We start from the raw sequence: 24631 nt of genomic DNA on the forward strand, positions 1-24631 counted from the left end.
CGTTGTCGCGTAGTAATTTTGATTGTTTGTTATCGTGCGCTAACTACCGTAGGCACTCTGGGGCCGAAAAACAGACCAGCAACAACTTATTTTTAATCCAGAATAGCATGATGAACCGATAAGTCAGTTAATTGAAGGTTACAGAATATGACAAAACATTTGGCAGTGCTTACCTCCGGCGGAGATGCACCAGGAATGAATGCCTGTATCAGAGCCGTGGTGCTCAATGCTGAACGAGCAGGTTATGATGTGTCGGGTTATTTACGCGGCTTTAACGGTTTATTGGACAACGAGCGCATCACTTTAAACGCCGAGCGTATGCACAACCTTATTCAACAGGGCGGCACTATATTACATAGCGCCCGTTGCGAGCAGTTTCGCCAGTCGGCGGTGCGCAAACAAGCTGCCGATAATCTTAACGCTGCGGGCATCGATACTCTTATCGTGATTGGGGGGGATGGTTCGTTTCATGGCGCCCACGCCTTAAAAGAACACTGGCCGGGACAGATTATCGGGATTCCCGGTACCATCGACAACGATGTAGATGGTACCGATGCCACCATCGGTTACTACACTGCCATCGAAACCGCGGTGAGTTCGATTGATAAGGTACGCGACACCGCCGATGCTTTTGACCGGGTTTTTGTGGTAGAGGTCATGGGCCGCCATGCCGGTTTTCTGGGCATGAGCGCTGCGCTGGCATCGGCCGCTGACTTTGTACTGGTACCGGAACTGTTTGAGGATGCCAGCGCCAGTTTGCAACAAATCAAACAACAGATTATTCAGCGCCAGCAATCACGAGGCCCGGTGAGTTATGTCATCGTGCTGGCTGAAAACCTATGGCCAAACGGCGTTAATGCACTGTGTAAACAGGTGGCTGATACCACCGGGCTGGAAGCAAAACCAGTGACATTAGGCCATGTGCAGCGTGGCGGTTCGCCGGTAAGCCAGGATCGGATACTGGCCGTTAAAAGTGGTACCTTTGCGGTGGATTTGGCCTGTAAAAATATCAGTGATGTTATGGTGGGCATTCAGAATGACCGGCTGGTCACGGTGCCGCTGGAAGAAACCTGGCAGAATCAGAAAACGCTGGGTCAGGATGCCTGCAAAACGGCCTTACATCTGATGAACCAGCGCTATATCGATTAACTACAGCTTCATCGCCGCTTTCACCTTATCGCGGTGGCTGCGGCTCACTTTTAGTTCGGTATCATTTTGTAAAATAAGGTGATATTCGCCGCTGATGTGGCTTACCAGCTTTTTCACAAAACGAATATTGGCAATGGCGGAGCGATGCACCCGCACAAACCACTGGGGATTAAGCTCCTGCTCCAGTTCTTTCATGGTTTTGCGCATAATATGCATACCATCAATTGCGTGCACACACATATAATCGCCGGCAGCATCTATCCACTGAATGTCCTGCACCGCCACCCGGGTCACTTCAGAGCCATCTTTTATCGCCAGCACTTCCGGATACGGATTGGTTTCAATGGCTTCGCCTTTGGCGAGTTTTCTTAAAATTTCCTCACAGTCATCACCGGTCAAATCAGCCACCAGACAGGCCAGCTTGCGTGACTGCTCATCCTGATGTTGATTGGTCAGGTAATCTCTGACCTTATCCAGTGCTTCGGTCAGCCGCTCATCGTCGGCCGGCTTTAACAGATAATCCAGAGCATGCACATCAAATGCTTTAATGGCATAGCTGTCATAGGCGGTGACAAATACAATCAGCGGAATCGGCTGATTCAGCTCCCGTAGTTTATGGATTACCTGAAAGCCATTGAGGCCGGGCATTTGTATATCTAAAAATACCAAATCCGGTCGATGTTGAGAGATAGCGCTCACGGCATCCAGGCCATTTTGACACTCGGTGATCACTTCGACATCACTGTGGCGCTCCAGACGTGCGCGCAAACCGCGACGTGCTAAGGGTTCATCGTCCACAATAATGGTTTTTATTGTTAGCTCAGTCATGTATTGCGTCTTTTACTTCGTAGGGAATGCGCAGTCTCACCCTGACACCGGTTGGCTGGTTATGCTCTATGGAAAAAGCAAAATTACGATGATATAGCGACTGCAAACGCTCCCTGATGTTTACCAGACCAACGCCGTTTTCCCGAGCCAGCTGTCCATCTTTGATGTCAGCGCCCGGGCCATTATCCGCGACGTCCATTAATAAATCGTTCCCAAAGCAGCGGGCTGTTATCGCCAGTCTGCCGCCTTCTTCCAGTTTAGATATGGCATGTTTAATTGCATTTTCAACAAGGGGTTGCAAAATCATGCTGGGAACCAGCGCACTTTCGCAGCCAGGTTCAATATCCCAGTGTACTTCAAGGCGATCATCAAAGCGCACCTTTTCTATTTCAAGATACAAACGCAAGGCTTTGATTTCCTGCTCAAGTGCGACCCGCTTAATCGGGTCATTATCCAGAGAATAGCGCAAAAAGTTGCTCAGGCGCGACACCATTGCTTCAGCGGTGTCGTTTTCTTTAAGCAGAATCAAGGTGGAAATCGCATTGAGGGTATTAAACAAAAAGTGCGGATTAAGCTGGTAACGTAACATCTTTATGTGCGCCTGATGCGCCATGGTGCTGGCTTTCAACGCATTTTGCTTTTCTTTTTGCAGCATCTGGAAATTCTTGATGCCAAAATACAGACCACTCCAGCATCCCACCATGATCAGGGAGTTGATGGTGTTGGTGAAATACATATACCAGGCATCGGGCCGGTAACCATGTTTGTATATTTCCCAATAATTGATGTTTTTGACCACCGCCCATACCAGTGCCACCACGTAACAGGAAAACACCACAGCACCAAGCATTTTTAAGGGGGGTAAACGGCGGGCCCAGTGGAAAACATAACGCAAAGGAATAGTGAGTAACCAGCCGGCGTAGGCGTTTAGCAGAATGATAAATACCCAGATGGAACGTACATCATGCAAGAACGAGCCGATGTAATACACCAGCGCAAATCCCGCCCAGCCCATGCTGTGCAAAGCCCAGAAAAGTCGTTCATTGCTTTCAAAAAGTCGTTGCCAGCGGCTCACATAACTACCGATAAAAATGTTCTAATGTGATTATACGCATGATATTGCACCGACATGGTAATTTAGTCGTAACTCTCGGGTTGCTGGTCGCACATCGTTTACTTCCGAACGGAGGAACCGTAATTCACTAATAACTGATATTCAGTCGTTTCAACCAATGCACCCACCACCAGGCAGGCCCTACCAGCAAAAATCGTAAATCTTCCAGGAACGAAGGTTTTTTACCTTCTATTTTGTGCCCTACAAATTGCAGCATCCACATGACCACAAATAAGGTCAGGCAAAATTGCCAGACGCTGATGCCAAGGCTCTGTAATACCGTAATTCCGCCAAAACACGCCAGCGTCAGAAGGGCCATCGCGGCGCCAATCGGGCCGGACAGTGAAAAATAATAAAACAACACTGGCACCGATAATAGGTGGGCCCAGGTCACATTGTAAACGGCTAACCATTGAGGCACCGGAATGGACCATAATAAGCCCAGGGTCACAAAGAAAATACTCGGCACCGCAACGGCGTGAATAAGCACATTGGTGCGATTTTGATGGCTTTCGGAATAGCGCGAAAGTAAATGTTCTATCTGACGCATTTGCGTTTCCCCTGGTAAATCACGGCGATACTTGCAGATTCAGTTATGGTACAGGCTATACCGTTGTAACATCGTTTCCACTGCCTGCTGACCGGATTCAAATTGCAAACCGTAAAACAGATAGCGATTTTCCTGTGTATAATTTTTAACTAACGCAATGATATTAACGCTTTTTCCATCCAGTTTACAACGAAATGTTAACATCTCGTTAACCTCTATAGGCTCATGTTCCTGTTCCACCAGTACGCCGAGTCGACAGCCTTTAGAAGTTAGATCAACAATACTGGCCGGTATCAGGCTTTTTTCATCTTCGACGATGGCCACCGCAATACCAAGCTGCCCACGCTCTTCAACTCTAAGCCCCTGGGACTCAATACGCTCCGGAAAACTGGTGATAAGCATGGGCACGGGGTGTTGTAAAAATCTCAGTATCTTTACTTTAAACGCGATGACCTTACCCTGCATGCCTTCGAGCACGTAGCGCACCACCAGGGTGTTGTCAGTTAACAGCAAATCCCGCACGGCCCCCCATTTATTATTGTTAGGCACACTGAAGAGCACCGCATGGTCCATATCAAGACCGATATAATGGGTTTTAAGACGTTTGGGTGCAGTGGGGGTGGTTATCTGCACATCGACTGTGGTACCTGGTTGCAGCGCTTTTAACAAGGCAATATCAGAGTCTGATAACATAACCGGGGTTACCTTTATTATAACCTGTAATGTGATTTTTTAATTCAAGCACAGTTTTCAGATACTGACAAAACAAATTAGGTTGGGCATCATAGAGTTATTATCAGCGTTACGGACAAGTTATGACTCAATCTTCTGTTGCTCAACCCTGTACTACCCCTCATTACACCCTGGCGATAGATTCTGTCAGCGACCACACCTTTGCAGTAAGTGTCTGCGTTCCGGCGCGCTCCAAACCTGTTACCACGCTGACCTTACCCGCCTGGATCCCCGGCAGCTACATGATTCGTGATTTTGCCCGTCACATCATCAAAATCAATGCCGTCCGGGAATCCGGGGAGGCCGTACCGCTGGAAAAATGCGACAAGCAGACCTGGCAATATCACTGCCCTAATCAGACCGTCATTATCAATTACACCGTATTTGCGTTTGATTTATCAGTGCGCTCTGCTTATATCAACGACCAATACGCATTTTGCAACGGCACGTCAGTATTTTTGCAGATTCAGGGGCTGGAAAATGCGCCGCTGACCCTTAGTGTCGATAAACCGCCAACCGCTGCCTGGCAAATCCACACCAGCATGCCACAAGATGATAATCCAACCCCGGCAGAACAACGCCTGCAAACAGCCAGCCCCAATAATGGTCACACCCCTGGGCAGTGGCATTATTGTTGTGAAAGCTACGCCGAGCTTATCGATCACCCGCTGTTTATCGGCATCGCACAAAGCCAGTGTTTTACTGTGGATGGCATAGAGTTTGAAGTGTTATTCAGCGGTGATGCGCCGGTGGATATTGAGCGTATTTGTCAGGATCTGAAACCCATTTGTCAGCATCATCTGTCATTGTTTGAAAAGCCCTACCCTATAGAGCGTTATGTGTTTATGACACTGTTGAGCGATACCGGGTTTGGGGGCCTGGAACATCGCAGTTCCACCGCCCTATTGTATCCGCGTTTTGATTTACCCTTGCCAAATGAACATAGCACCCGGCCAGATGGATACATCACGTTTTTAAGTTTATGCAGTCACGAATTATTTCATACCTGGAATGTTAAACGCATTCGCCCCCAGGTGCTGATACAGCCAGACCTGCAGCGCGAGGTGTTTACCGAACAACTATGGATATACGAAGGCTTCACCAGCTTTTATGACGATCTGACCCTGGCGCGTACCGGCTTAATTAGTGCCGACAAGTACCTGGAAATTGTCGGTCAGAATCTGACCCGGTTACTGCACGGCGGCGGCCGGCATGTGCAAAGTGCGGCGGCGTCGTCGTTTGATGCCTGGACCCGTTTCTACAAACAGGACGCCAGTTCGGTCAACCATATTGTCAGTTACTACACCAAAGGCGGCATCATCGCGATGGGCCTGGATCTTTTGATTCGTCGCCAAAGCGACAATCAATATAGTCTGGATACGGTGATGAAACATCTGTGGAATGATTACGGAAAAGACGAACAAGGCACCCCGGACGATGTTATCGCCACGTTGTGCAAGGATAAACTTAACATTGATGTAGGTGATTATCTTGATCGTGTGGTTTATGGCACCGAGGATGTCGATTTATCGCAGTGGCTGGATGATATCGGGGTGTGTTTGCAATATCGCACAAAACTGAATTCAGCCGACAAAGGTGGTACCAATGTAGGTAATAACGGCCACCCGCACCTGCTGGGGGCCACCGTTAAGACCGCGCCCATGGGGGTTGCCGTGGTACAGGTTAATACAGATACCCCGGCCAGTGAAGCCGGCTTGCACATCAATGATGTCTTGCTGGCGGTGGATAATTTTGTGGTAAACGAGAATCTGCTACAACGGCTGCTCAATACCACCACCCAGGCGCAGATTAGGCTGACGGTGGTCAGGGATGGCCGGTTGCTCGAGTTGTCATTACCGGTGCGTGAGGCCAGCCTGCAGGCCTGTTACTTCACGATTGAAGACCGGCAAAAACTGCAACACTGGTTAGGACTTGATCAGTAAGCCAGCTGGCCACAGAACGCGTTGTACCTTACCGTGATTTTTTGCGCCCTGGGCCGGGTAGTTACTGACGAGGCGGCACCAGCAGCGCCGGATCAAGGCGCTGCTTATGTAGATTGATTCGCCAGTCCAGATGAGCGCCGGTGGCTCTGCCGGTAGCGCCTATCTCACCCAGTTTTTCGCCCTGGGTGAGCGTATCGCCCAGGGCGACCGTCATCGAGTCCAGGTGCAAAAAGGTACTGAAGACCCCCATGCCGTGATCAAGCACGATGGTGTTGCCTGAATAATACAAATCATCGGCCAGCGTGACTACGCCCGACGCCGGAGCCACTACGTCGGTGCCAGTCGGTGCGCCCACATCCACCCCGTAATGGGGCCGGCTGGGTTTGCCGTTCAAAATCCGCTGACTTCCATACACCCCGGTGATCGGCCCGGCAGCCGGCCAGATGAAGCCGGTGAACACCGCATCCAAATCAGAAGTACTGGCGCGGGCTTTTGCGACATTAACGCTGTCCTTGCGAATGCGTTTTAACACCGCCTCAGGCGGCGTCACCATTTTCTGATCCAGGCCATCAATGCGCTGGGTAACATAATCACGCTCGGTAAGCGTTAGGGTACGGCGGCTCTCCCCGCCATCTGGCAACTGCCAGCTCAAGGTATGCTCAAGGCTGGCACTACGGTCAAATCCGAAGACAAACTTACCCTGGGCATTTTGCTGTAAGGTTTCACCATTTAGCTGCACCTTACTGCCGGGGGGCAACTGCGCCCGTATCAGGCTACCCTGGGTAAGCGTTCCGTTTAATACCAGTTCACTGGTATCAGCCCTGGTACCAAGACTGAAGACCAGGCTTACCATTACCAACAATACGCCTGCAAGCTGATACATATTAGTCCCCTACTATTGCGCCTTTACCCACGCCTTCATAAGCCATAACCTGTAACGAACTATTACCACTGCGTTTTTTCTGCTCGTTATACACATACTGAGCCAGACATTCTACCGTGGAATCCGTCTCAATAACTTCGCAGGCAGAGCGCGGGATAACAAGTTCGAAATAACCCTGAGAGGACTCATAGGCACAGCAATAGTATTCATCCGGATTTTCCACCGTACCACTGGCCTGTAGTTGGCTATACTCGATTAAATCCTCAGTGCTGATGATATAAATATCCTGCCAACGCTGCGCCCAGTATTGCTGTGATTCCAGGCAGTCCTGGCCATCAATAATAATGCCAATTTTAGAGCGATGACCATGGGCGATACGCTGGCAATTGCCGTCGTGTTTTTTCAACCCATGGGTATAATGATAAAACGGCGTGAGGATTTGTTCAGGACGCAGTTTAAGATCAATATTGGCCACATTATCCGGTAAATGCGTAGCAATAACCTCGCGCAGATAATTACCCACCGACGCCATGGTGACTTCAGCGGCGTACACAAATGCATAAGCTTCTGCCGGGCAAAACAACTGGATAATTTTGTTGTCGTCGCTTTCAAAGCGCACTTCAACCTGTTCATCCTGACTGCGATGCGTCACCGTGCTGCCGGTGTAATCCAACGGCACTAACAACTTATGATCAACATACTCGTCGATCAGCTTTTTCAGGTTTTTCTTAACCTTACCAAAGTCCTGAATCATGCTTTCATCATTCAGGTTACCGTCTAAAATCACATCGACAATCCAGCTTTCACCTACCATACCCCGACGCGGGCACAGGTAGGAGAAGTCCATTACGGTCAGATCGTTTACAAAAAGTTGCATAATGCCCTTACAGCCTTATTAAATTGATACGCAGTATACGTGAAATTTTCACGATACTCACTCGCCAGAGCCCTGCGGCTCCCCACCCGATTGTCTGCTGAGCTGATCTTTAAGGTTTGGCGGAATACCTTTAATTGTCAGGGTATCGCTGACGGGATCATAAATAACCCGTTCGCCAAGCAGCTTTCGTTCAAAACTGACACTGACCCCGGCGCCGGCGCCTGAAAATTTCGCTAGCTGCCTCAGGGCCGCCGGATCAGGCTGTATGTCTTTTTCCAGGGGGGTGGCCAGGCCCTGAGTAAACTGCTCAAAGGAATGACTGGCAGCTTCATCGGCAGGCAAACGTGATGACAGCTCACTAACCGACAAAGTTTCCCCGCTGTCTATTTTTTCTTTAAAGTAACTTTTCACTTCATCCCGATGCTGTTGCTGTTCTTCGCGATCAAGATTTTCAGACGCCAGGTACGCATCCACTGAAGAAATCAGCTGCTTGTTCTGTTGTTTAACATCGACCAGCTCTTCACAGCCAATAAAGTCCATAAAGAAGTCGGACACTTTTCGTCCCATACGCCCTTTGATAAAGCTGATATAACGCTGCTGCTCTGGCTGAATCTGTAACTGGGTCAGATCAATGCGCACCGCTAATTGCATTTTGGCCAGGTCCAGATGTTCGCGCGAGGCCAGGTTAAGCTCCTGACTTACCTCAACATGAGAACGGGTATTTAACAGCGCGACCATCAGATACTGGGTGGCCAGAAATTCATACTGACAAAAGATTAAAAACCCGGTTTCAACCGAGCCGGTATCGGTGAGCGACTTTATCAGGCGCTGGCTGGCATCCACTGACAACTGATGAAACTCGCGCTCCAGATCGTCGGTGCCTTCATTCTGTTTGGCAATAAACTGGTGCAGTTGCCGGGCAAAGCCGTCAGCGTCTTTTTCTTCTGAGCCATCGGTATGGCTGGCATCACTGACAAAATGGCCCACTCCTTTACCCGGCTTAGAATTGAAGCTGTGGTTTATCTGGTGGGCAAGATGTTCAATTTCCGGGGTAACCGGCAAACACGCATCTCTTGGCACGGCCTGCAGTTTTTCCTCTTTGTTTACAATCAGCCGATGGACAACAAAGTGGTGAATCAGTGCGCTCATAGTAAAAAGGGCATCCTGTGGTTTAAATTTTGAATTTTACGCTAGGGAATGTGTGGAATTATGAATGAATGATTGTTATCACTCAAACAACGATTATAATCCATGTATCTATCTTACCATTCTTTTTATTAAAGATTTCAGCAAAAGAGGCGCAGCCATGCCGCAACAAAGCCGTTACCAAACCGCGGACTTCGAAAAAATCATGAATCAGGTACTCAGTACGCTGGAAGAACACCACGCGGACCGCGATCTGTCATTGATGGTTTTAGGTAACGCCATTACCCATATCTTCAATACCCAGGTGAAACTTGCCGACCGCGCAGCCATGGCAGAAAAGTTTGCCGGGGTGCTGGTTAAAAGTATTAATAAATAATAACGGTTGCCCATGATTTTAGCTGAATCTCCACGTCGGCAGCGGGTCACTAAGCTGGTTAACTGGGGCCATTGGTTTGCCCTGGTTAATATTGCTATTGCCATTACCATTGCCTCTGTTTTTATTTTTTCGTCACCGTTTCCCGATACGGTTATAGGCACCGGCTACCTGTTTGCCAACTGGTTTGGTCATATCAGTTTTATGACCTTTTTTGGTTTTGTTATTTTTGTGCTGCCATTGTGCTACCTGGCGGTGAGCCCCAGGGTGATAAAAACCGCCGCCTCCATTATAGCCGCCGTAGGCCTTGCCCTACTGGCCTTTGATGCATTGCTTTACAATCGCACCGGCTATCATATTGGCTTTAGCTCAGCGCCGCTGTTAAAAAGCGAGGCACAGACTCAGTTCAGTCAGTTTTCTTTGCAAGACTGGGGATTCTTGGCCCTGCTCTTTATTGTCTGGTTTGGTTTTCAGCTTATTCTTGCCAATGCAATCTGGAAACGAATTGAGCGATTGCAGAAAAAACATATCGGCACCCCGGTGTCCACCTTCTTTATTGTCTGTTTTGTGGCCAGCCATGCCATCCATGTCTGGGCCGATGCCCGGTTGTACCAGCCAGTGATCAAACAGGACAACATGTTTCCGTTATCATATCCGGCGACCGCTAAAACAACGATGTCTCGTTACGGGCTGCTCGACCTGGCTCGCTACCAGGAACGTAAAGAGCTACAGTTTGACCCGCAGATACACAAAATCACCTATCCGCTTAAGCCGGTATATTGCTCGGTGGCGGCCAAAAAAAATCTGGTGCTGGTGGTGCAGACCGACAATGCTCCGCTGCAGGATTTGACCCGTCTGGGGTTGACTGAGCAAAAGAATTATTTCTCCACCGCCTCGACGCTGGAAGGGTTGATAATGACCACCCTGTTCGGTGTCCCCGAGATTTATGAAGACACCCTGACGCAGGAAAATCCGGTGCTGTTGGCATTGCCTGTGGCCCTTGGTATGTCTGTCTCCATCCATACCGACGCGGCCTTGCCGAATAATATGCTGGAAGGCTTTAAACAACCGCTTTCCAATCAGCATCCAGGTTTGCACCTGGCCTTTTTACCCGGCGCAGAAATCGATGATTACATTGACCAGCAACTGGTAAGCAACAATCAGGTGATTATTGCTGCCGGGTTTGATGCTTCAACAAGCGCCGCCCAGGGAAGTCTGTATTCAAACCTGGCGATTGATACCCGCATTGCCAGTACCGAAGACCTGGCGCCGACCATACTGAACGCATTGGGATGTAGCGCTCCGATTAACTTCTATTCTACCGGCCGCAATCTGCTTCGTCCGTCACGTGGCTGGGTGGTCAGTACCAGTGGCGACAAAATCGTGGTGATGCACAATAATCAACGTATCGAAGTGTTGAGTAATGGCGGCTATGAGATCACTGACATGCGCACCGGTCAGCGCAGTAATGACAATCTGAATGTCGATTTACTGAGCACCGCCATCAAGCATCTGACCCGCTTTTCGACGCCGCAATAATCTTTGGTATCAGTGCCGGGACCGCCGGCACTGAAGTAGCATGAAATACCCGGCTATGGTTAAGCTCGAAAGCCCGTGGCGCGCTGCTATTAATGAAACACTGAGCCGGCAACCCAGCCGCGGCGCCAGCTTCAATATCGCGCCAGCTGTCACCCAGTAAGATACTTTGCGACAGGTTGCCATGCAGCTCCCTGGCGGCCCGGTATAACATACCCGGCGCCGGTTTTCGGCATTCACAAGACACCTTATAGTCTTTCAAACCGGCAGTGGGATGATGCGGACAATAATATACCGGGATAAAAGGCAGATGGTGGTGACTGTATATCTGTTGCATATGCCGCGATAGTGCATGGAACTGGGCTTCGCTGTAATATCCGCGACCTATCCCTGACTGGTTGGTCACAATAACGGGCAAGAAGCCGGCATTGACCACCTGCTGCAGAACCTCGAATACCGGCTCAATAAACTGCAAATCGCGCACTTTGCCAACATAACCACGATCTTCGTTGATTACCCCATCACGGTCAAAAAACGCCAGACGATTTTGTGCTGCTCCCGGCTCATTCATAGCGGTGCCTGCCAGATGCGAATGACAAAGTCTGCGGTAACCGAATGCAGTTGCTGATGTATTTGTTGGTAGCGTGCGGCGGTTACTTTCCAGGTGTAAGGAGTCATTTTAAGCAAGCCGTGTCGGGTGATCTCATCCGTTAAGTCGACACCAAACTGCAAATCACTTTGCTGACGTAATGTCCATGGCTTAACAAGCAGCTCAGGTGCACTATGTTGCTGCGGGGTGTCATAGACCATCGCTTTGAGCTCCGTTAAATGCTGCGGTCCCGGGTCCACGGTTACCAGCAATCCGCCGGGGCGCAGCACCCGGGCATATTCGCTGGTACTGCCTGGAGCAAACACCTGCAAAATCACATCCTGGGAGTGATTTGTGAGCGGCAAAGAAAAGTTACTGGCGACCACAAACTGAGCCTGCTGATGTTTTTTGGCTGCCATTTCGACGCCCACTTTAGCAATATCATTACCCGCTGCACTTATATGAAGGCCTCGCTGGGTTAACGCATGGGTGATAAAACTCAGATAAGCGCCTTCGCCACAGCCCGCTTCATAAAGCTGATAAATGTCGTTCGAAGTTGGCAGCTGTGCCGTCAACAGGTCACTTACATGCGCCATCAGGGGGCCATAGCCCTGGGCCTGATGAAAGTCGCGGCGCGCCAGTAACATGGGCTTGTCATCGCCAGGCTGTAATGAACGTTTATTTTGTACCGGCAACAGATTCACATAGCCGCTTTTGGCCCGATCGAAACTATGCTTGCCGGCGCATTGCCAGGTTTTACTTTGGGTATCAAGTGCACGCTGGCACAACGGACATTGCCACATAAAAAATTATACTGCGTTGAAGCTGAATGAGCGCGATAGTAGCAGATGTGTCAGAATTGACAAAAGATATGCCATCACTGTCTGACCCAACCTGGCCAGACAGTGATCATTGCTGGGTTAGCAGATAACCACACTTGGCCTAGTGTTGTTCGAACATTTTAAAAATACTGGAAAAGTCTTTGTTCTGGTTACCCTTGCTTTGATGCAGCCGGTACAGCGACTGGGCCAGGCTGGCCATGGGGGTGGCCGAATTACTTGTGGTGGCGGCATCCATCGCCAGACTCAGGTCTTTGTTCATCAGTTTGACCATAAAGCCGCCCTGATAATCATTTGAGCTGGGCACATTCTCCATCACATCCGGACACGGATTGTACTTTTGCAAGGTCCAGTTACAGCCCGAACTTTGCAGCATAATATCGCTCACCACTTTCGGATCCAGGCCATTGGCAATGGCCAGTTGCAGTGCCTCGCTGGTGCCGGTCATTAATACGGCAAGCAACATGTTATTGCAGATCTTGGCAACCTGCCCGGCCCCCAGCGGGCCGGCATGAAAGATATTTTTACCCATGCAGTCCAGCACCGGCCGCGCCTCTTCCACCGCCTGATCTGAGCCGCCCATAATGAATGTCAGCGTGCCCGCCGCCGCGCCGGCGGTGCCACCTGATACCGGAGCATCGACAAATTTGCGACCTGATTTTTCCACCGCCTCGCCAACATCCCGGGCACTTTGTGCATCAATGGTACTGGAGTCAATAAAAAGGGTATTGTCGGGAGCATGAGCGATAATGCCATCTTCACCCAGATACAAGCTTTTCACATGGGTGGCGGCGGGTAACATCGTCACCACGACATCTGCATGCTTCACCGCCTCAATAGCGCTGGAGGCGGATTTGGCCCCTTTTTCACAGGCTTGCTGTACCGCCTCAGGAACCAGGTCGAACACAGTGACATCCAGGCCTTTGTCGAGTAAGTTAGCGGCCATTGGCCCGCCCATATTACCCAACCCGATAAACGCGATTTTTTTCATTATTATGCTCCTAAGTCAGCCAACGGATGCTGTTGTTCGTCCCATAACGGGCTGAAGAAGTGCGAGACAACGTCATCTGGCACATCGGCTATCCGCGAAAACTTCCATTTGGGTTTAAAATCTTTATCGATCAGTAAGGCGCGCACCCCTTCTTGCAGTTCGCCATACTCACCACAATGACAGGACATGGTCATCTCCATTTTGAAACAGTCTGCCAATGACATATCAGCACCGCGCCGGACCTGCTCAAATACCAAGTTGGCGGTAATGGCTGAGCCATTGCTCAACGCTTGCTGGGCTTTGTTTAGCCATTTGTCTTCGGTGGCGTCCAGCTCCAGAATATTTTTGGCAATTTGCGTGATATTGTTTTCATCACAGGCGCTATTGATGAGGTTCATACGTGGTTCAACCTGAGCCTCGACCCGTTGATGCGCCGGCGTTTCGTGGTTAGATAATAAGGTTGAAACCTGCTTATGAGCGGTCTCGGCGCTAAACTCGGTTTGCCCAAGTTGCTCTATAAACCACTGCTTTTGATCCGCATCACAATAATGATCGGCCAGCGACAAATAGCAGGCATCGGTGGCATTAATACTGGCCCCGGTCAGACCCAAAAACAGACCGCTATGCCCGGGTAATCTTGGCAAAAAGTAACTGCCGCCCACATCCGGGTAAAGCCCTATGGTGATTTCCGGCATTGCCAGGCGGGAGGTCGCGGTAACCACCCGGTGCGAGGCGCCATTAAGCAGGCCCATGCCGCCACCCATAACGATTCCATGGCCCCACACAACCACCGGTTTAGGGTAAGTGTGAATGGTGTAATCGAGCCGATATTCCAGCGCAAAAAAACGTTCAATAAAATCCGGTACCTGTCCGGGCGCCGCTTCCATTGAACGATACATGGTGACGATATCGCCGCCGGCACAAAATGCTTTGTCTCCGGCAGCCTCAATGAAAACCAACGCCACATCATCACGCTGCTCGAATTTTTGTAAGGCATCCAGCATCACCTGGGCCATATCCAAATCGAGGGCATTCAAAGATTTTGGTTTGTTCAGCGTTAGCTTGCCGGCCACTTTACCGGCAGCTAAAGCAAATTCACTTACGATTACAGGGGCCGTCTCGACGGTATCATTCATCTTGCGTCTCCTATACGAGGGTTATAGCACTTCGCGTTCATCGGCCAGTAAACGCCGGCCGACAATGAGTCGCATGATCTCGTTGGTGCCTTCCAGTATCTGGTGGACCCGCACATCCCGGACATGGCGCTCAAGGGGTATTCTTTGATATAGCCATAGCCACCATGCAGCTGCAGCGCATCGTTACACACCTTAAAGCCTACATCGGTGGCAAAGCGTTTGGCCATGGCACAGTAGGTGGTTTTGTCGGCATCGTTATTATCCAGTTTAAACGCCGCCAGTCTTACCATCTGGCGTGCGGCGACCAGTTCGGTGGCCATATCCGCCAGCTTAAATTGCAACGCCTGAAAGGCGGCCAGCGGTTTGCCAAACTGCTCACGTTCCTGCATATAATCGCGGGCTGTATTTAATGCCTGCTGGGCCGTACCAATCGAACAGGTGGCAATATTGATGCGGCCCCCGTCCAGACCCTGCATCGCCATCTTAAAGCCATCCCCTTCATTACCCAGTAACCACTGAGCATCCACCTCCACATCCTCAAAAGTGATCATGCGGGTGGGCTGGGCGTTCCAGCCCATCTTTTCTTCAGGTTTGCCATACACAATACCGGCGCAATCGGCAGGTATTGCAAACGCGGATATACCGCCTGGCCCGGCCTCTCCGGTTCTTGCCATGACCACCAGTACATCGGTGCTGCCCGCCCTGAAATAAACACTTTTGAGCCATTCAACCGATAGCCGCTGTCCGTTTTAGCCGCCGTGGTTTTCAATGAGGCGGCATCAGAACCGGCCCCTGGCTCAGTAAGACAATACGAAGCCAGCTTTTCGCCGGTGACCAGCTCTGGACACCAGCTTTGCTTAACACTGTCGGTCCCCCAGCTGGCAATCATCCAGGTCGCCATATTGTGTATGGTAAGCATGGCGGTGGTGGTGGTACACCCCATCGCCAGTTGTTCAAAAATAATCGAAGCGTCGAGCCGCGATAACCCTAAACCGCCTTCGTCTTCCGGCGTGTACAAGCCGCAAAAACCCAGCTCGCCCGCCTGGCGTATTTCGTCTACCGGAAAATGATGTTCCTGGTCCCAGCGCGCCGCGTTGGGTTGTAACACTTCACGGGCAAACTGTGATGCCGTCTGGGCAAATGCCTGCTGATCATCGCTTAATGCAAAATCCATGATGGCCTCCTGTTAAGACAACGAAATAGTCATATTCGGGCCACCCGGGATGTCATTTTCAAGCCAGCGTGACGTGATAGTCTTCGTTTCGGTGTAAAAACGGATCCCCTGTTTCCCATAGGCGTGCAGGTCACCATAGAAAGAATTTTTCCAGCCGGTGAAAGAAAAGAACGGCAGCGGCACAGGAATAGGTACATTGATGCCCACCTGGCCCACTTCAACTTCCCGCTGATATTTTCTGGCCGCCGCACCACTGTTGGTGAAGATAGACGTGCCATTACCATAAGGGTTGTCATTGACCAGCGTCAGCGCATCTTCCAGAGAGTCTGCGCCCATGGTGCAAAGTACCGGACCAAAAATCTCCTGTTGATAAATATCCATGTCGGCAGTGACATCACTAAAGACCGTAGGACCAACCCAGTTGCCTTCTTCATACCCTTCCAGGGTAAACTCACTACCGTCTACCAGGCAGGTCGCCCCCTGATCCTTACCACTTTGAATCAGTTTGAGCACCCGTTGCTTAGCGGCCGGACTGATTAACGGACCAAATGCCGCCTCTTTGTTATCCCATAAGCCCGGTTTGACCTTGGCAATGCGCTCTGCCAGTTCGGGGATCCATTCTTGTGCCTCACCCACAAACACCGCCACCGAAATTGCCATACAACGCTGACCAGCGGCGCCCACTGACGCGCCAACCAGATTGTTCAGAACATGTTCTTTATTGGCATCAGGCATGATCACGGTATGATTTTTGGCGCCGGCAAAACACTGCGCGCGTTTCATATTGGCTGTGGCAGTACGATAAATATGCTGACCCACGGGCACCGAACCCACAAATGAGACCGCTTTAATAGTGGGGTGCGTCAGTAATGGCTCAACCTGTTCTTTGCCACCATGAATGATATTCAACACACCATCGGGCGCGCCGGCTTCTTTAAACAGCTCGGCCAGACGCATGGGTGTCATCGGATCCTGTTCTGACGGTTTCAAAATGAAGGTATTGCCGCAGGCCACCGCCAGCGGAAACATCCATAACGGGATCATCGCCGGGAAATTAAACGGGGTAATTCCTACACATACCCCCAGCGGCTGGGTATTACTGTAGGTGTCGATATTCCGGGCCACATTTTCTACGGTTTCGCCCATCATCAGCGAGGGCACATTCATGGCCTGTTCCACCACTTCAATGCCACGCCATACATCGCCCATGGCATCATCAAAGGTTTTGCCGGTTTCTTTAGCCAGTATCTCGGCAATATCGCGCTGATGCTCTTTCAATAAGGCCTGATAACGCATCATAACCCGGGCGCGTTCGGTAACCGGAACATTTCTCCAGCTTTCGAAGGCCTGTTGGGCACTGCTAACCGCCTGTTCAATTTCCTGCTCAGTGGCACAGGGAGTCTGTGCGATAACCTGATTGTTAGCTGGATTGGTGACATCGATAAACTGCGAGGTTGCAGAGGGTTGCATTTGGCCATTGATTAATAAGGGTACCTGGTGCATAGCTTTTTGTGTCCTGTAGTTTGGCTCTTGGCAACAACATAACGCCCCCTCACCTTCACGTAAACGTAAAGGATTAAGCCGACGTTAGTCTTATGTAAAGTTTGTGTGACAAGCATCATGCTTTAGGTTGTGAAATTGATCAATATCTGTGAACAAATTTATTTTTTTTGAGTAATGACGAATCCGTGACCGATTGTTATGCTTAGCGTTAGCACAACGGCGGCTACTCGCCCTTATTTCAGGTTTCATTATTGATGCAATACCGTCTTGCGATAGTTGAAGACAACGCTACCGCCCGTGGCACACTTCGTAGTCATGTGCTCAGTCTGGGGCTGTTTGATATCAGCAGTTTTAGCAGCGGCAAGGAACTCAAACAGGCGCTTCGAAAACAAAACTTCGAAATGATCATTCTTGATTATCATTTAGGTGAAGATCGCACCGGCGTGGAATGGCTGACGATGTTGCGCAACGAGCAGTTTATTCGCCCCAGCACCGGCATCATCTTTATCACTTCGGACCGCCTGCCCCAGACCATCGGCCAGATTATTGATTGTCAGCCGGATTTATTGTTAATCAAACCCTACAACATGAACAGTCTGTCCCGGGGCCTGAAACATTATATAAATTATCGTCAGCTGGTGAATAACGCGCTCTCCTCCATCGATAACAATGATAAAGGCCATGCGCTGGGGCAGCTGCAAACCTTGCTGCAAGGCGCTGTGCCGCAACGACTTCGTAATGATGTCATCAAACTCAAAGCACAGTTATTGTTTGAAACCGGCAATATTCCTCGCGCCCGTTCATTGTACGATGCCATCTTATTAGAGTCTGACAAGGTGCTGTGGGCGCAGTGGGGTAAGGTAAAATGCCATTATATTGAGGGAAGCTGGTTTGATTGCGAAACGGAATTAAGTTCCATGTCTGAGTCGCCATTAGCCCGGGGCAAAGCATTTGAGTGGCTGGCAGGTCTCAGTTTTGAGCAGGAAGCCTACGCCCAGGCTGAGCAGTATCTTGACCATATTCACGGCAGCGAACTAAGCCTGTCAGCCGCACGGCTTAAGTCCATGACCTATCAGAAACAGCATCGGGTAGTGGAAGGCATCGAACTGCTGCAAAAAAAACGTGAAGCCAGTCAACACACCCGTGACCGCTTCACCGCCTTTACCTTTGAGCTGGCGGAGTTTTATCTGTCGATTGCCGAGCAGCAACCGGTAACCAATCGTACCGAGAGTTTAGCCCAGGCACGCCGGCTGATAGGCATCGCCGGACGGGCCCAAAATGATGCTCAGTTATTGCAAAAACGCGATATCCTGATGGCTTATACCGCCATTCTTGATGAAGAGCCGGACCGCGCCCGCACCTTGCTTGATAAGCAAAGTGACGCTAACTATCAGCGTACCAGCACCGGCACGCTGATTACTGCCGCCAAAGTTTTTGGGGGCCTCAACCAACCCCAAAAAGCCCGGGAGTTACTGGCATTAGCCCATGAGCGCAACCAGGCCAACCTTAGCCTTACCGAACAAATCACTCACCAGCAGCAACTCACCCAGACCGAACAAATCATGGGGCTGGCCGCAGAACAGGCCAGTGAGCTAAATGAGCAAGGTACCCGTCTGTTCGTCCAGCGCGAATATACCAAAGCCATGTATTACTTTTACCAGGCCTATAAATTACTCCCCGATACCGCCGCGTTCGGGCTAAATTTATTACAGTGTATGCTGCAGGCAGGCCAACCGGCGTTTCGGGGTGTAACCCTGCTGGCATTGATGGCGTCGCTGACAAGTACCACATTATCGGCCAGTAACCGTTCGCGGTTACTGAAGCTGGAGCAGGCACTCAATGACGACGAAGCATTGTACCTGAGTGCCCGCTCAATACAGCGCAACCAGCACCGCGCCAATGCTTAGCAAGGGTATGCACTCAACCCGCTGTTTTTTCAGGACTGTTTTTTCAGGACAATCGGGTTAGCAGGCTCGAGGTATCCCAGCGTCCGCCGCCGGCTTTTTGAACATCGGCATAATATTGATCCACCAACGCGGTTAGTGCCAGCGTAGAGCCATTTTTTCGGGCTTCGGCCAGGGCGATGGCCAGGTCTTTTCGCATCCAGTCCACCGCAAAACCAAAGTCGTATTCATGGTTAAGCATACTGGTGGCACGATTTTCCATTTGCCATGACTGCGCCGCCCCCTGACTGATAACCTCAATAACCTGAGTACAGTCCAGGCCCGCCCGCTGACCAAAATGCAGCGCTTCTGCCAGCCCCTGAATGATGCCGGCGATACAAATCTGATTCATCATTTTTGCCAGCTGCCCTGCCCCTGTTTCACCCAACAGCTTTGCCTGACGACTATAGGTTTCAAGGGCTGGCAATACCGTGTCAAAATGTTGCTTGTGCCCGCCGGCCATCACCGTCAGAGCGCCATTGATGGCACCTGCCTGACCGCCGGATACCGGGGCATCGATAAACCCCACCTGCTGTTGGCGGGCCATTTCAGCAACCTCGCGTGCGACATCGGCCGAGGCGGTGGTATGATCGACTAATACGGAGCCTGGCGCCATGCCTTTAAGCACTTCACCGGCAATTTCACGCACATCGTTATCATCGCCGACACACATAAAGACAATATCAGCCCGGGTGCCAGCCTGCTCAGGCGTATCGACCTGGGTGCCCGGGTATGACTGACACCACTTTTGCGCCTTTGCCCTGGTGCGATTATATACCGTCACCGCATAGCCGGCACTGGCAAGATGCCCCGCCATCGGGTACCCCATTACCCCTAAACCAATAAAACTGACCTGTTGCATTATCCTGAGTCCTTCAATGTTGTTAACACGTAGCGTATTTCCTACTCTATACTGTTTTATAACAAGAGTGAAAAAGCAGGCAGTATTGGCCACCCTCGCTCTGTCATTTCTTTTTTTGTTGGTCGTGAGTCTGTTATGAACCTATCGGTCGCCATGTTCAGCGCCCAGCGCTACGACATTGATCTTTTCACCGCCGCCGGCGCCCATACGCCGGTAACCTTCACCTTTTTTGAAGCGCGATTAAACCTTACCACCTGCGCGCTGGCCAGGGGTTACGATGCGGTGTGTGTATTTGTAAATGATGACCTTAACCGGGAGGTGCTAAGGGAATTATCAGCCTTGGGGGTAAAGCATATTGCCCTGCGCTGTGCCGGTTTTAATAATGTTGATACCCAGGCAGCAAAAACCTTGGGGATGCTGGTCTCGCGGGTGCCGGCATACTCTCCCCAATCGGTGGCAGAGCATACCCTGGCCCTGATACTGACCCTTAACCGCAAGACCCATCATGCCTACAACCGGGTACGAAACGGCAATTTTTCGCTGCAGGGACTTATGGGCTTTACCCTGTACCAAAAAACTGTCGGCGTTATTGGCACCGGCGCTATTGGCCTGGCGGTGATAAATATTCTGGCCGGCTTTGGGTGTCGCATCGTGTGTCACGACCCGGCCCCGGCTGCCGCCGCACAGGCGCAGACAAACGCACGGGGAGGCTGTTATGTCAGCCTGGATGAGCTTTATACCCAAAGCGACATTATTACTTTGCATTGCCCGCTCACCCACGCCAACCATCACCTGATAAATGCCGGTGCCATCGAAAAAATGCGCCCTGGAATCACCCTGATTAATACTTCCCGAGGCGCACTAATAGACACTCAGGCGGTGATTAGCGCGCTCAAACGACGCCATATTAAAGCCCTGGGCCTGGATGTATATGAACAGGAATCCTCGTTGTTTTTCAGTGACCACTCGCTGGAAATCATCGATGATGATGTGATTGAACGGCTATTGAGCTTTCCAAATGTGCTGATCACCGGCCATCAGGGCTTTTTTACCGAAGAAGCTCTGAATCAGATTGTTGCGACCACCATCGACAATCTTGGGGCTGCTGAAAAAGGCGAGACCAGCGGCCCTGGTTTTGTAGTGGCAGGTTGACGAATTGCCGCGTTTTTTTCAGGTTTTGCGCAACATCAGATAAAAATACTTACCCAGCCAACAAAAGGGTTCCTGATGCCCATACTGGCGTTCTGCTTCAAGCAGTTCGGCAAATTTTTCGTCAGTTTCGGGTTTGTCATTCATGTAGTCATGAAAACAGCGTATCCCTGCCCTTGCCTCAATATCAAAACCCAGCGTGTTTAAAAAATCGATGACCGCAGCCGGACGCAGTGCGTTTCCCGGATTCAGCCGCACCTGATTCTTCACTTTCAGGCCTCGGGCGATATAGGCAAAGTTACCATACACCGCATTACCAAAAAGCGCCGCATCACGATTGAAAAAACTTAAGCTTAACAGGCTGCCCGGCGTCATCTGCTGACTGATGTGTTTAAGCGCTTCAAAGGGGTCGGCCAGCCACTCAAGTACCGCATGACACACCACCAGCGAATACCGGGATAATGACTCGATTTCCTGCAGCGGCTTTTGCTCAATGGCCACCGCCGGGTACGGTGCCAGTAACTCCCGGGCCAGCTCCAGTACCTGCTCCGAAGCATCAGTAAGGGTGACGTCATGACCCTGCTCCAGCAAAGTTTTAGACAAGACCCCGGTGCCCCCGCCCAATTCTATGATCTGATGAGGACGCTGCTGCAAAAAGGGGGACATGGCTTCAAGCAACAGGATATGTCGCAGGCGCCCCTTGGTAGTGCCGTAGATATTGTTGGCAAACTTATCAGCAATACCATCAAAGTACTGATCGGTCTCTTTCATTGGTGACTCTTAAGCAGGGTTATCGATATCGATAAAGCGTACATCCAGCCCCAGTTTACTGGCCAGGTATTCGCCTACGGCTTTAGGACCACATCGCTCGGTGGCATGGTGACCGCAGGCAAAATAATGAATCTCCTGCTCGCGGGCACTATGAATGGTTTTTTCCGACACTTCGCCACTGAAAAAAGCATCCATACCGGCGGCTGCCGCCTGATCGATAAATCCCTGACCGCCCCCGCTACACCACGCAATCTTACTGATTTTATGGTTGCCTGCCGCTTCGCTTAACGGCGTTTTTCCTAACGCCTGTTTAAAGCGTTGGGCCAAATCCTGGACGCTTACCGGGTTTTCAAGCTGACCCTGATAAACAATGCCCTGGGGGGCCACACCCGGCATCGGCCTGGCATCCTGAATATTTAGCAGCTGCGCCAGCTGCACATTGTTGCCATATTCAGGATGCACATCGATGGGTAAATGATAGGCAAACAAACTGATATCATGGGCTAACAGGGCCTGTAACCGGCGTTTTTTCATACCGGTAATGGCGCCGCTTTCACCTTTCCAGAAGTAACCATGATGCACCAGGATCGCATCGGCCTGATGTTCAATGGCTGCATCAATCAACCGTTGTGAGGCGGTTACCCCGGTCACAATGGTCTTAATGCGGTCTTTACCTTCAACCTGTAAGCCATTCGGGCAATAGTCTTTGATATCTTCAGGGTGAAGCAGATTATTAAGAACAGTTTGTAATTCTGTGCGTGAAATCATCAATAAACCTGCGAAAAGTGAATAAACAGAAGGAAAAGTTTATCATTGATAAACTCAAATACCGACCGGGTCGGGCCGGTACAAATTTTTTAATGCAAGACCCTCAGGCTAAAGATTTGCCACTGATACCGTGAGAGACGAAAGGTACCAGGTGATTGATAACATCCACTACATCAATACTCTGGTTAAAATCCGCCTGGGCAATTTCTTTTAAGGCCTGACACGAGGCCATGGAAAAAACAAAACTGCCCATGGCAAAATGCAGTCGCCAGAACAGTTCGCTGTCTTCAATCTCCGGCAACCGCCGGTGTATCTGCGCCAGCAAGCGGTGCACCGTATCACCATAGTCATGCATGATAAAACGCCGTAAATGCCCTTGGGTTTCGTTATAGCCCCGCCCCAGCAATAATACAAAACGCTCGGTCCCTGCGGGCCTGAAATCATGCAGCGCAATCATCGGCGGAATGAGGGCATCAAACAGCGATTGAATACCCGCCTGTCCGGTTTCCAGCGGCAGTTGTTCAAATACTTCATCTAACTTTGGCATCAGCACATCAAAATAGCGCTTAAATACCGCCTGAATCAGATTTTTTTTGCTGCCAAAGTGGTAATTTACCGATGCCAGATTTACCCCGGCACTGCGGGTAATAGTCCGCATGGAGGTCTGGTTGAAGCCCTGTTCTGCAAACAGGACCTCAGCCACATCCAAAATCACATGTTTAGTCGATTTTGACATAATACGACGTTAATGAAACCAGCTTCTGGACTCGCTCCATAACCGCATTAACGAACGCTGAGCGACTGAGGCAAATGACATCCCCAGCTTTTCAGCCATATTCTTTTTGTGGGCGTATTTGACGCTATAGATTTGTTTTTGCGGATGGGCCGCCAGAATATAATCATCGGAGGTCATGATTTCATCGACCAGGCCCAGCTCCTTAGCTTTAATGCCAGGCCAGAATTCGCCGGTGGCGACTTTTTCTATGTCCAGCTCGCCGCGCTGTTCGTGAACCCAGTCTTTAAACAGTACATGAATCTCTTCGAGTTCCTCACGAAATTTTTCGCGACCTTCATCGGTGTTTTCGCCAAATACGGTAAGCGTACGCTTGTAGGCACCGGCGGTATGCTGCTCAAATTCCACATCATTTTTCTTAAGAAGTTTGTGAAAATTCGGCATTTGCGCCAACACCCCAATCGAGCCAATATAAGCAAACCGCGAAGCCAGCAGATGATCGGCCACACAGGCCATCATATAGCCACCACTGGCGGCCACTTTATCGACCGACACCGTCAGGCGAATACCTTTTTCTTTTATACGCTGTAACTGAGAGGCCGCCAGTCCATAGCCATGAACCACGCCCCCGCCACTTTCCAAACGCACCAGAATTTCATCGCTTTTTTCAGCAACACACAATACCGCGGTAATTTCTTCGCGCAGGCGTTCTACCTCGTGGGCATCCATAGAGCCCTTGAAGTCGATAACATACAGGCGAGATTGTTGTTGTTCTTGTTTTTCCTGTTCCTTGGCTTCTTTTTTCTGCTGCTTTGCCAGCTTCTTCATACTGGCTTTATCCAGCAATACCGAACGGGCATAGTGTGTAATATCTTTTAGTTGCTCCGACAGCGACACAATTTCCAGATGGCCCTTGCCCGGCTTTTGCTTATTGGCGGCCCCGACAATGGCCACAATGACCATGACTATCGCCACCACCAGGGTGACTGCCTTTGCCAAAAATAGCCCGTATTCGTACAAAAACTCCAAATTGATCTCCTGA

23 protein-coding genes and 1 pseudogene are annotated in these 24631 nt (G+C 50.4%); 6 read left to right on the top strand and 18 right to left on the bottom strand.

What is annotated here, in order from left to right; genetic code table 11:
• The first annotated feature begins 147 nt into the window (after window positions 1-147).
• Window positions 148-1149: an ATP-dependent 6-phosphofructokinase gene (locus IT774_RS08405; protein WP_195809402.1), complete on the top strand. Its 1002-nt coding sequence runs from the start codon at window positions 148-150 to the stop codon at window positions 1147-1149.
• On the opposite strand, the gene IT774_RS08410 is transcribed toward IT774_RS08405, so the two are convergent.
• The 4 genes from IT774_RS08410 to IT774_RS08425 form a co-directional block, all read right to left on the bottom strand.
• Entirely contained in the window at window positions 1150-1977 is an 828-nt protein-coding gene (locus IT774_RS08410) for a LytR/AlgR family response regulator transcription factor (RefSeq protein ID WP_195809403.1), read from the bottom strand.
• Window positions 1970-3052, bottom strand: a complete 1083-nt coding sequence (locus IT774_RS08415; RefSeq protein ID WP_195809404.1) for a sensor histidine kinase — start codon at window positions 3050-3052, stop codon at window positions 1970-1972. Before IT774_RS08415 ends, IT774_RS08410 begins: the two co-directional genes overlap by 8 nt.
• A gap of 127 nt (window positions 3053-3179) precedes the next feature.
• The gene (locus IT774_RS08420; RefSeq protein ID WP_195809405.1) at window positions 3180-3641 is read right to left on the bottom strand and encodes an Mpo1 family 2-hydroxy fatty acid dioxygenase; all 462 of its coding nucleotides are present in this window, start codon (window positions 3639-3641) and stop codon (window positions 3180-3182) included.
• Between the two features lie 39 nt (window positions 3642-3680).
• Complete coding sequence (locus tag IT774_RS08425; protein WP_195809406.1) at window positions 3681-4334, bottom strand: flagellar brake domain-containing protein; 654 nt, start codon at window positions 4332-4334, stop codon at window positions 3681-3683.
• 122 nt (window positions 4335-4456) lie between these two features.
• Between IT774_RS08425 and IT774_RS08430 the strand changes: the two genes are divergently transcribed.
• A complete protein-coding gene (locus tag IT774_RS08430; protein WP_195809407.1) occupies window positions 4457-6316 on the top strand; it encodes a M61 family metallopeptidase in 1860 nt (619 codons plus the stop codon).
• 61 nt (window positions 6317-6377) lie between these two features.
• Here the strand turns inward: IT774_RS08430 and IT774_RS08435 are convergent, their stop codons facing one another.
• From IT774_RS08435 to yejK, 3 genes are read right to left on the bottom strand one after another with little or no spacing between them, the layout of a single operon-like run.
• Entirely contained in the window at window positions 6378-7199 is an 822-nt protein-coding gene (locus tag IT774_RS08435) for a M23 family metallopeptidase (protein WP_195809408.1), read from the bottom strand.
• Window position 7200: 1 nt separating this feature from the next.
• Window positions 7201-8076: a 6-carboxytetrahydropterin synthase gene (locus tag IT774_RS08440; protein ID WP_195809409.1), complete on the bottom strand. Its 876-nt coding sequence runs from the start codon at window positions 8074-8076 to the stop codon at window positions 7201-7203.
• A 57-nt stretch (window positions 8077-8133) separates the two neighbouring features.
• The gene (gene yejK / locus IT774_RS08445) at window positions 8134-9225 is read right to left on the bottom strand and encodes a nucleoid-associated protein YejK (protein ID WP_195809410.1); all 1092 of its coding nucleotides are present in this window, start codon (window positions 9223-9225) and stop codon (window positions 8134-8136) included.
• 157 nt (window positions 9226-9382) lie between these two features.
• Here yejK and IT774_RS08450 point away from each other — a divergent pair, with 157 nt between their 5' ends.
• Together IT774_RS08450 and IT774_RS08455 are read left to right on the top strand one after the other, a co-directional pair.
• A complete protein-coding gene (locus IT774_RS08450) occupies window positions 9383-9598 on the top strand; it encodes a YejL family protein (RefSeq protein ID WP_195809411.1) in 216 nt (71 codons plus the stop codon).
• A gap of 12 nt (window positions 9599-9610) precedes the next feature.
• On the top strand, window positions 9611-11134 hold the full coding sequence (locus tag IT774_RS08455; protein WP_195809412.1) for a DUF3413 domain-containing protein: 1524 nt from the start codon (window positions 9611-9613) through the stop codon (window positions 11132-11134).
• Here the strand turns inward: IT774_RS08455 and IT774_RS08460 are convergent.
• From IT774_RS08460 to IT774_RS08485, 6 genes and pseudogenes are all read right to left on the bottom strand, one after another.
• Window positions 11100-11702, bottom strand: coding sequence for a D-glycero-alpha-D-manno-heptose-1,7-bisphosphate 7-phosphatase (locus IT774_RS08460; protein WP_195809413.1), 603 nt, complete (start codon window positions 11700-11702; stop codon window positions 11100-11102). The genes IT774_RS08455 and IT774_RS08460 overlap by 35 nt on opposite strands.
• Window positions 11699-12523: a putative RNA methyltransferase gene (locus IT774_RS08465; RefSeq protein WP_195809414.1), complete on the bottom strand. Its 825-nt coding sequence runs from the start codon at window positions 12521-12523 to the stop codon at window positions 11699-11701. The genes IT774_RS08460 and IT774_RS08465 overlap by 4 nt, the downstream gene beginning before the upstream one ends.
• 139 nt (window positions 12524-12662) lie before the next feature.
• Entirely contained in the window at window positions 12663-13550 is an 888-nt protein-coding gene (gene mmsB, locus IT774_RS08470) for a 3-hydroxyisobutyrate dehydrogenase (protein ID WP_195809415.1), read from the bottom strand.
• Window positions 13551-13552: 2 nt separating this feature from the next.
• Window positions 13553-14686 (bottom strand): enoyl-CoA hydratase/isomerase family protein, encoded by a 1134-nt coding sequence (locus IT774_RS08475; protein WP_195809416.1) that lies wholly within the window; start codon window positions 14684-14686, stop codon window positions 13553-13555.
• A 21-nt stretch (window positions 14687-14707) separates the two neighbouring features.
• Window positions 14708-15860, bottom strand: a pseudogene (locus IT774_RS08480) (acyl-CoA dehydrogenase family protein).
• Between the two features lie 12 nt (window positions 15861-15872).
• On the bottom strand, window positions 15873-17363 hold the full coding sequence (locus tag IT774_RS08485) for a CoA-acylating methylmalonate-semialdehyde dehydrogenase (protein ID WP_195809417.1): 1491 nt from the start codon (window positions 17361-17363) through the stop codon (window positions 15873-15875).
• Window positions 17364-17617: 254 nt separating this feature from the next.
• On the opposite strand from IT774_RS08485, the gene IT774_RS08490 reads away from it, so the two are divergent.
• Complete coding sequence (locus IT774_RS08490) at window positions 17618-19270, top strand: response regulator (protein WP_195809418.1); 1653 nt, start codon at window positions 17618-17620, stop codon at window positions 19268-19270.
• A 43-nt stretch (window positions 19271-19313) separates the two neighbouring features.
• Here the strand turns inward: IT774_RS08490 and IT774_RS08495 are convergent, their stop codons facing one another.
• Window positions 19314-20168 carry an NAD(P)-dependent oxidoreductase gene (locus IT774_RS08495; protein ID WP_195809419.1) on the bottom strand — a complete coding sequence of 285 codons (855 nt, stop codon included), beginning with the start codon at window positions 20166-20168 and terminating at the stop codon, window positions 19314-19316.
• A gap of 135 nt (window positions 20169-20303) precedes the next feature.
• Between IT774_RS08495 and IT774_RS08500 the strand changes: the two genes are divergently transcribed.
• Window positions 20304-21320, top strand: coding sequence for a 2-hydroxyacid dehydrogenase (locus IT774_RS08500; protein ID WP_195809420.1), 1017 nt, complete (start codon window positions 20304-20306; stop codon window positions 21318-21320).
• Between the two features lie 18 nt (window positions 21321-21338).
• On the opposite strand, the gene IT774_RS08505 is transcribed toward IT774_RS08500, so the two are convergent.
• The 4 genes from IT774_RS08505 to sohB all read right to left on the bottom strand — a co-directional run bounded on the left by IT774_RS08505 (window position 21339) and on the right by sohB (window position 24618).
• Window positions 21339-22088 carry a methyltransferase gene (locus tag IT774_RS08505; RefSeq protein ID WP_195809421.1) on the bottom strand — a complete coding sequence of 250 codons (750 nt, stop codon included), beginning with the start codon at window positions 22086-22088 and terminating at the stop codon, window positions 21339-21341.
• 9 nt (window positions 22089-22097) lie between these two features.
• Entirely contained in the window at window positions 22098-22856 is a 759-nt protein-coding gene (locus tag IT774_RS08510; protein ID WP_269749752.1) for a Nif3-like dinuclear metal center hexameric protein, read from the bottom strand.
• Between the two features lie 103 nt (window positions 22857-22959).
• Window positions 22960-23592 (bottom strand): TetR/AcrR family transcriptional regulator, encoded by a 633-nt coding sequence (locus IT774_RS08515; RefSeq protein ID WP_195809422.1) that lies wholly within the window; start codon window positions 23590-23592, stop codon window positions 22960-22962.
• 9 nt (window positions 23593-23601) lie between these two features.
• Window positions 23602-24618, bottom strand: coding sequence for a protease SohB (gene sohB / locus IT774_RS08520; protein WP_195809423.1), 1017 nt, complete (start codon window positions 24616-24618; stop codon window positions 23602-23604).
• Between the last annotated feature and the right edge of the window lie 13 nt (window positions 24619-24631).

Source organism: Salinimonas marina (genome assembly GCF_015644725.1).
In the GTDB taxonomy this organism is placed as follows: Bacteria; Pseudomonadota; Gammaproteobacteria; order Enterobacterales; family Alteromonadaceae; genus Alteromonas.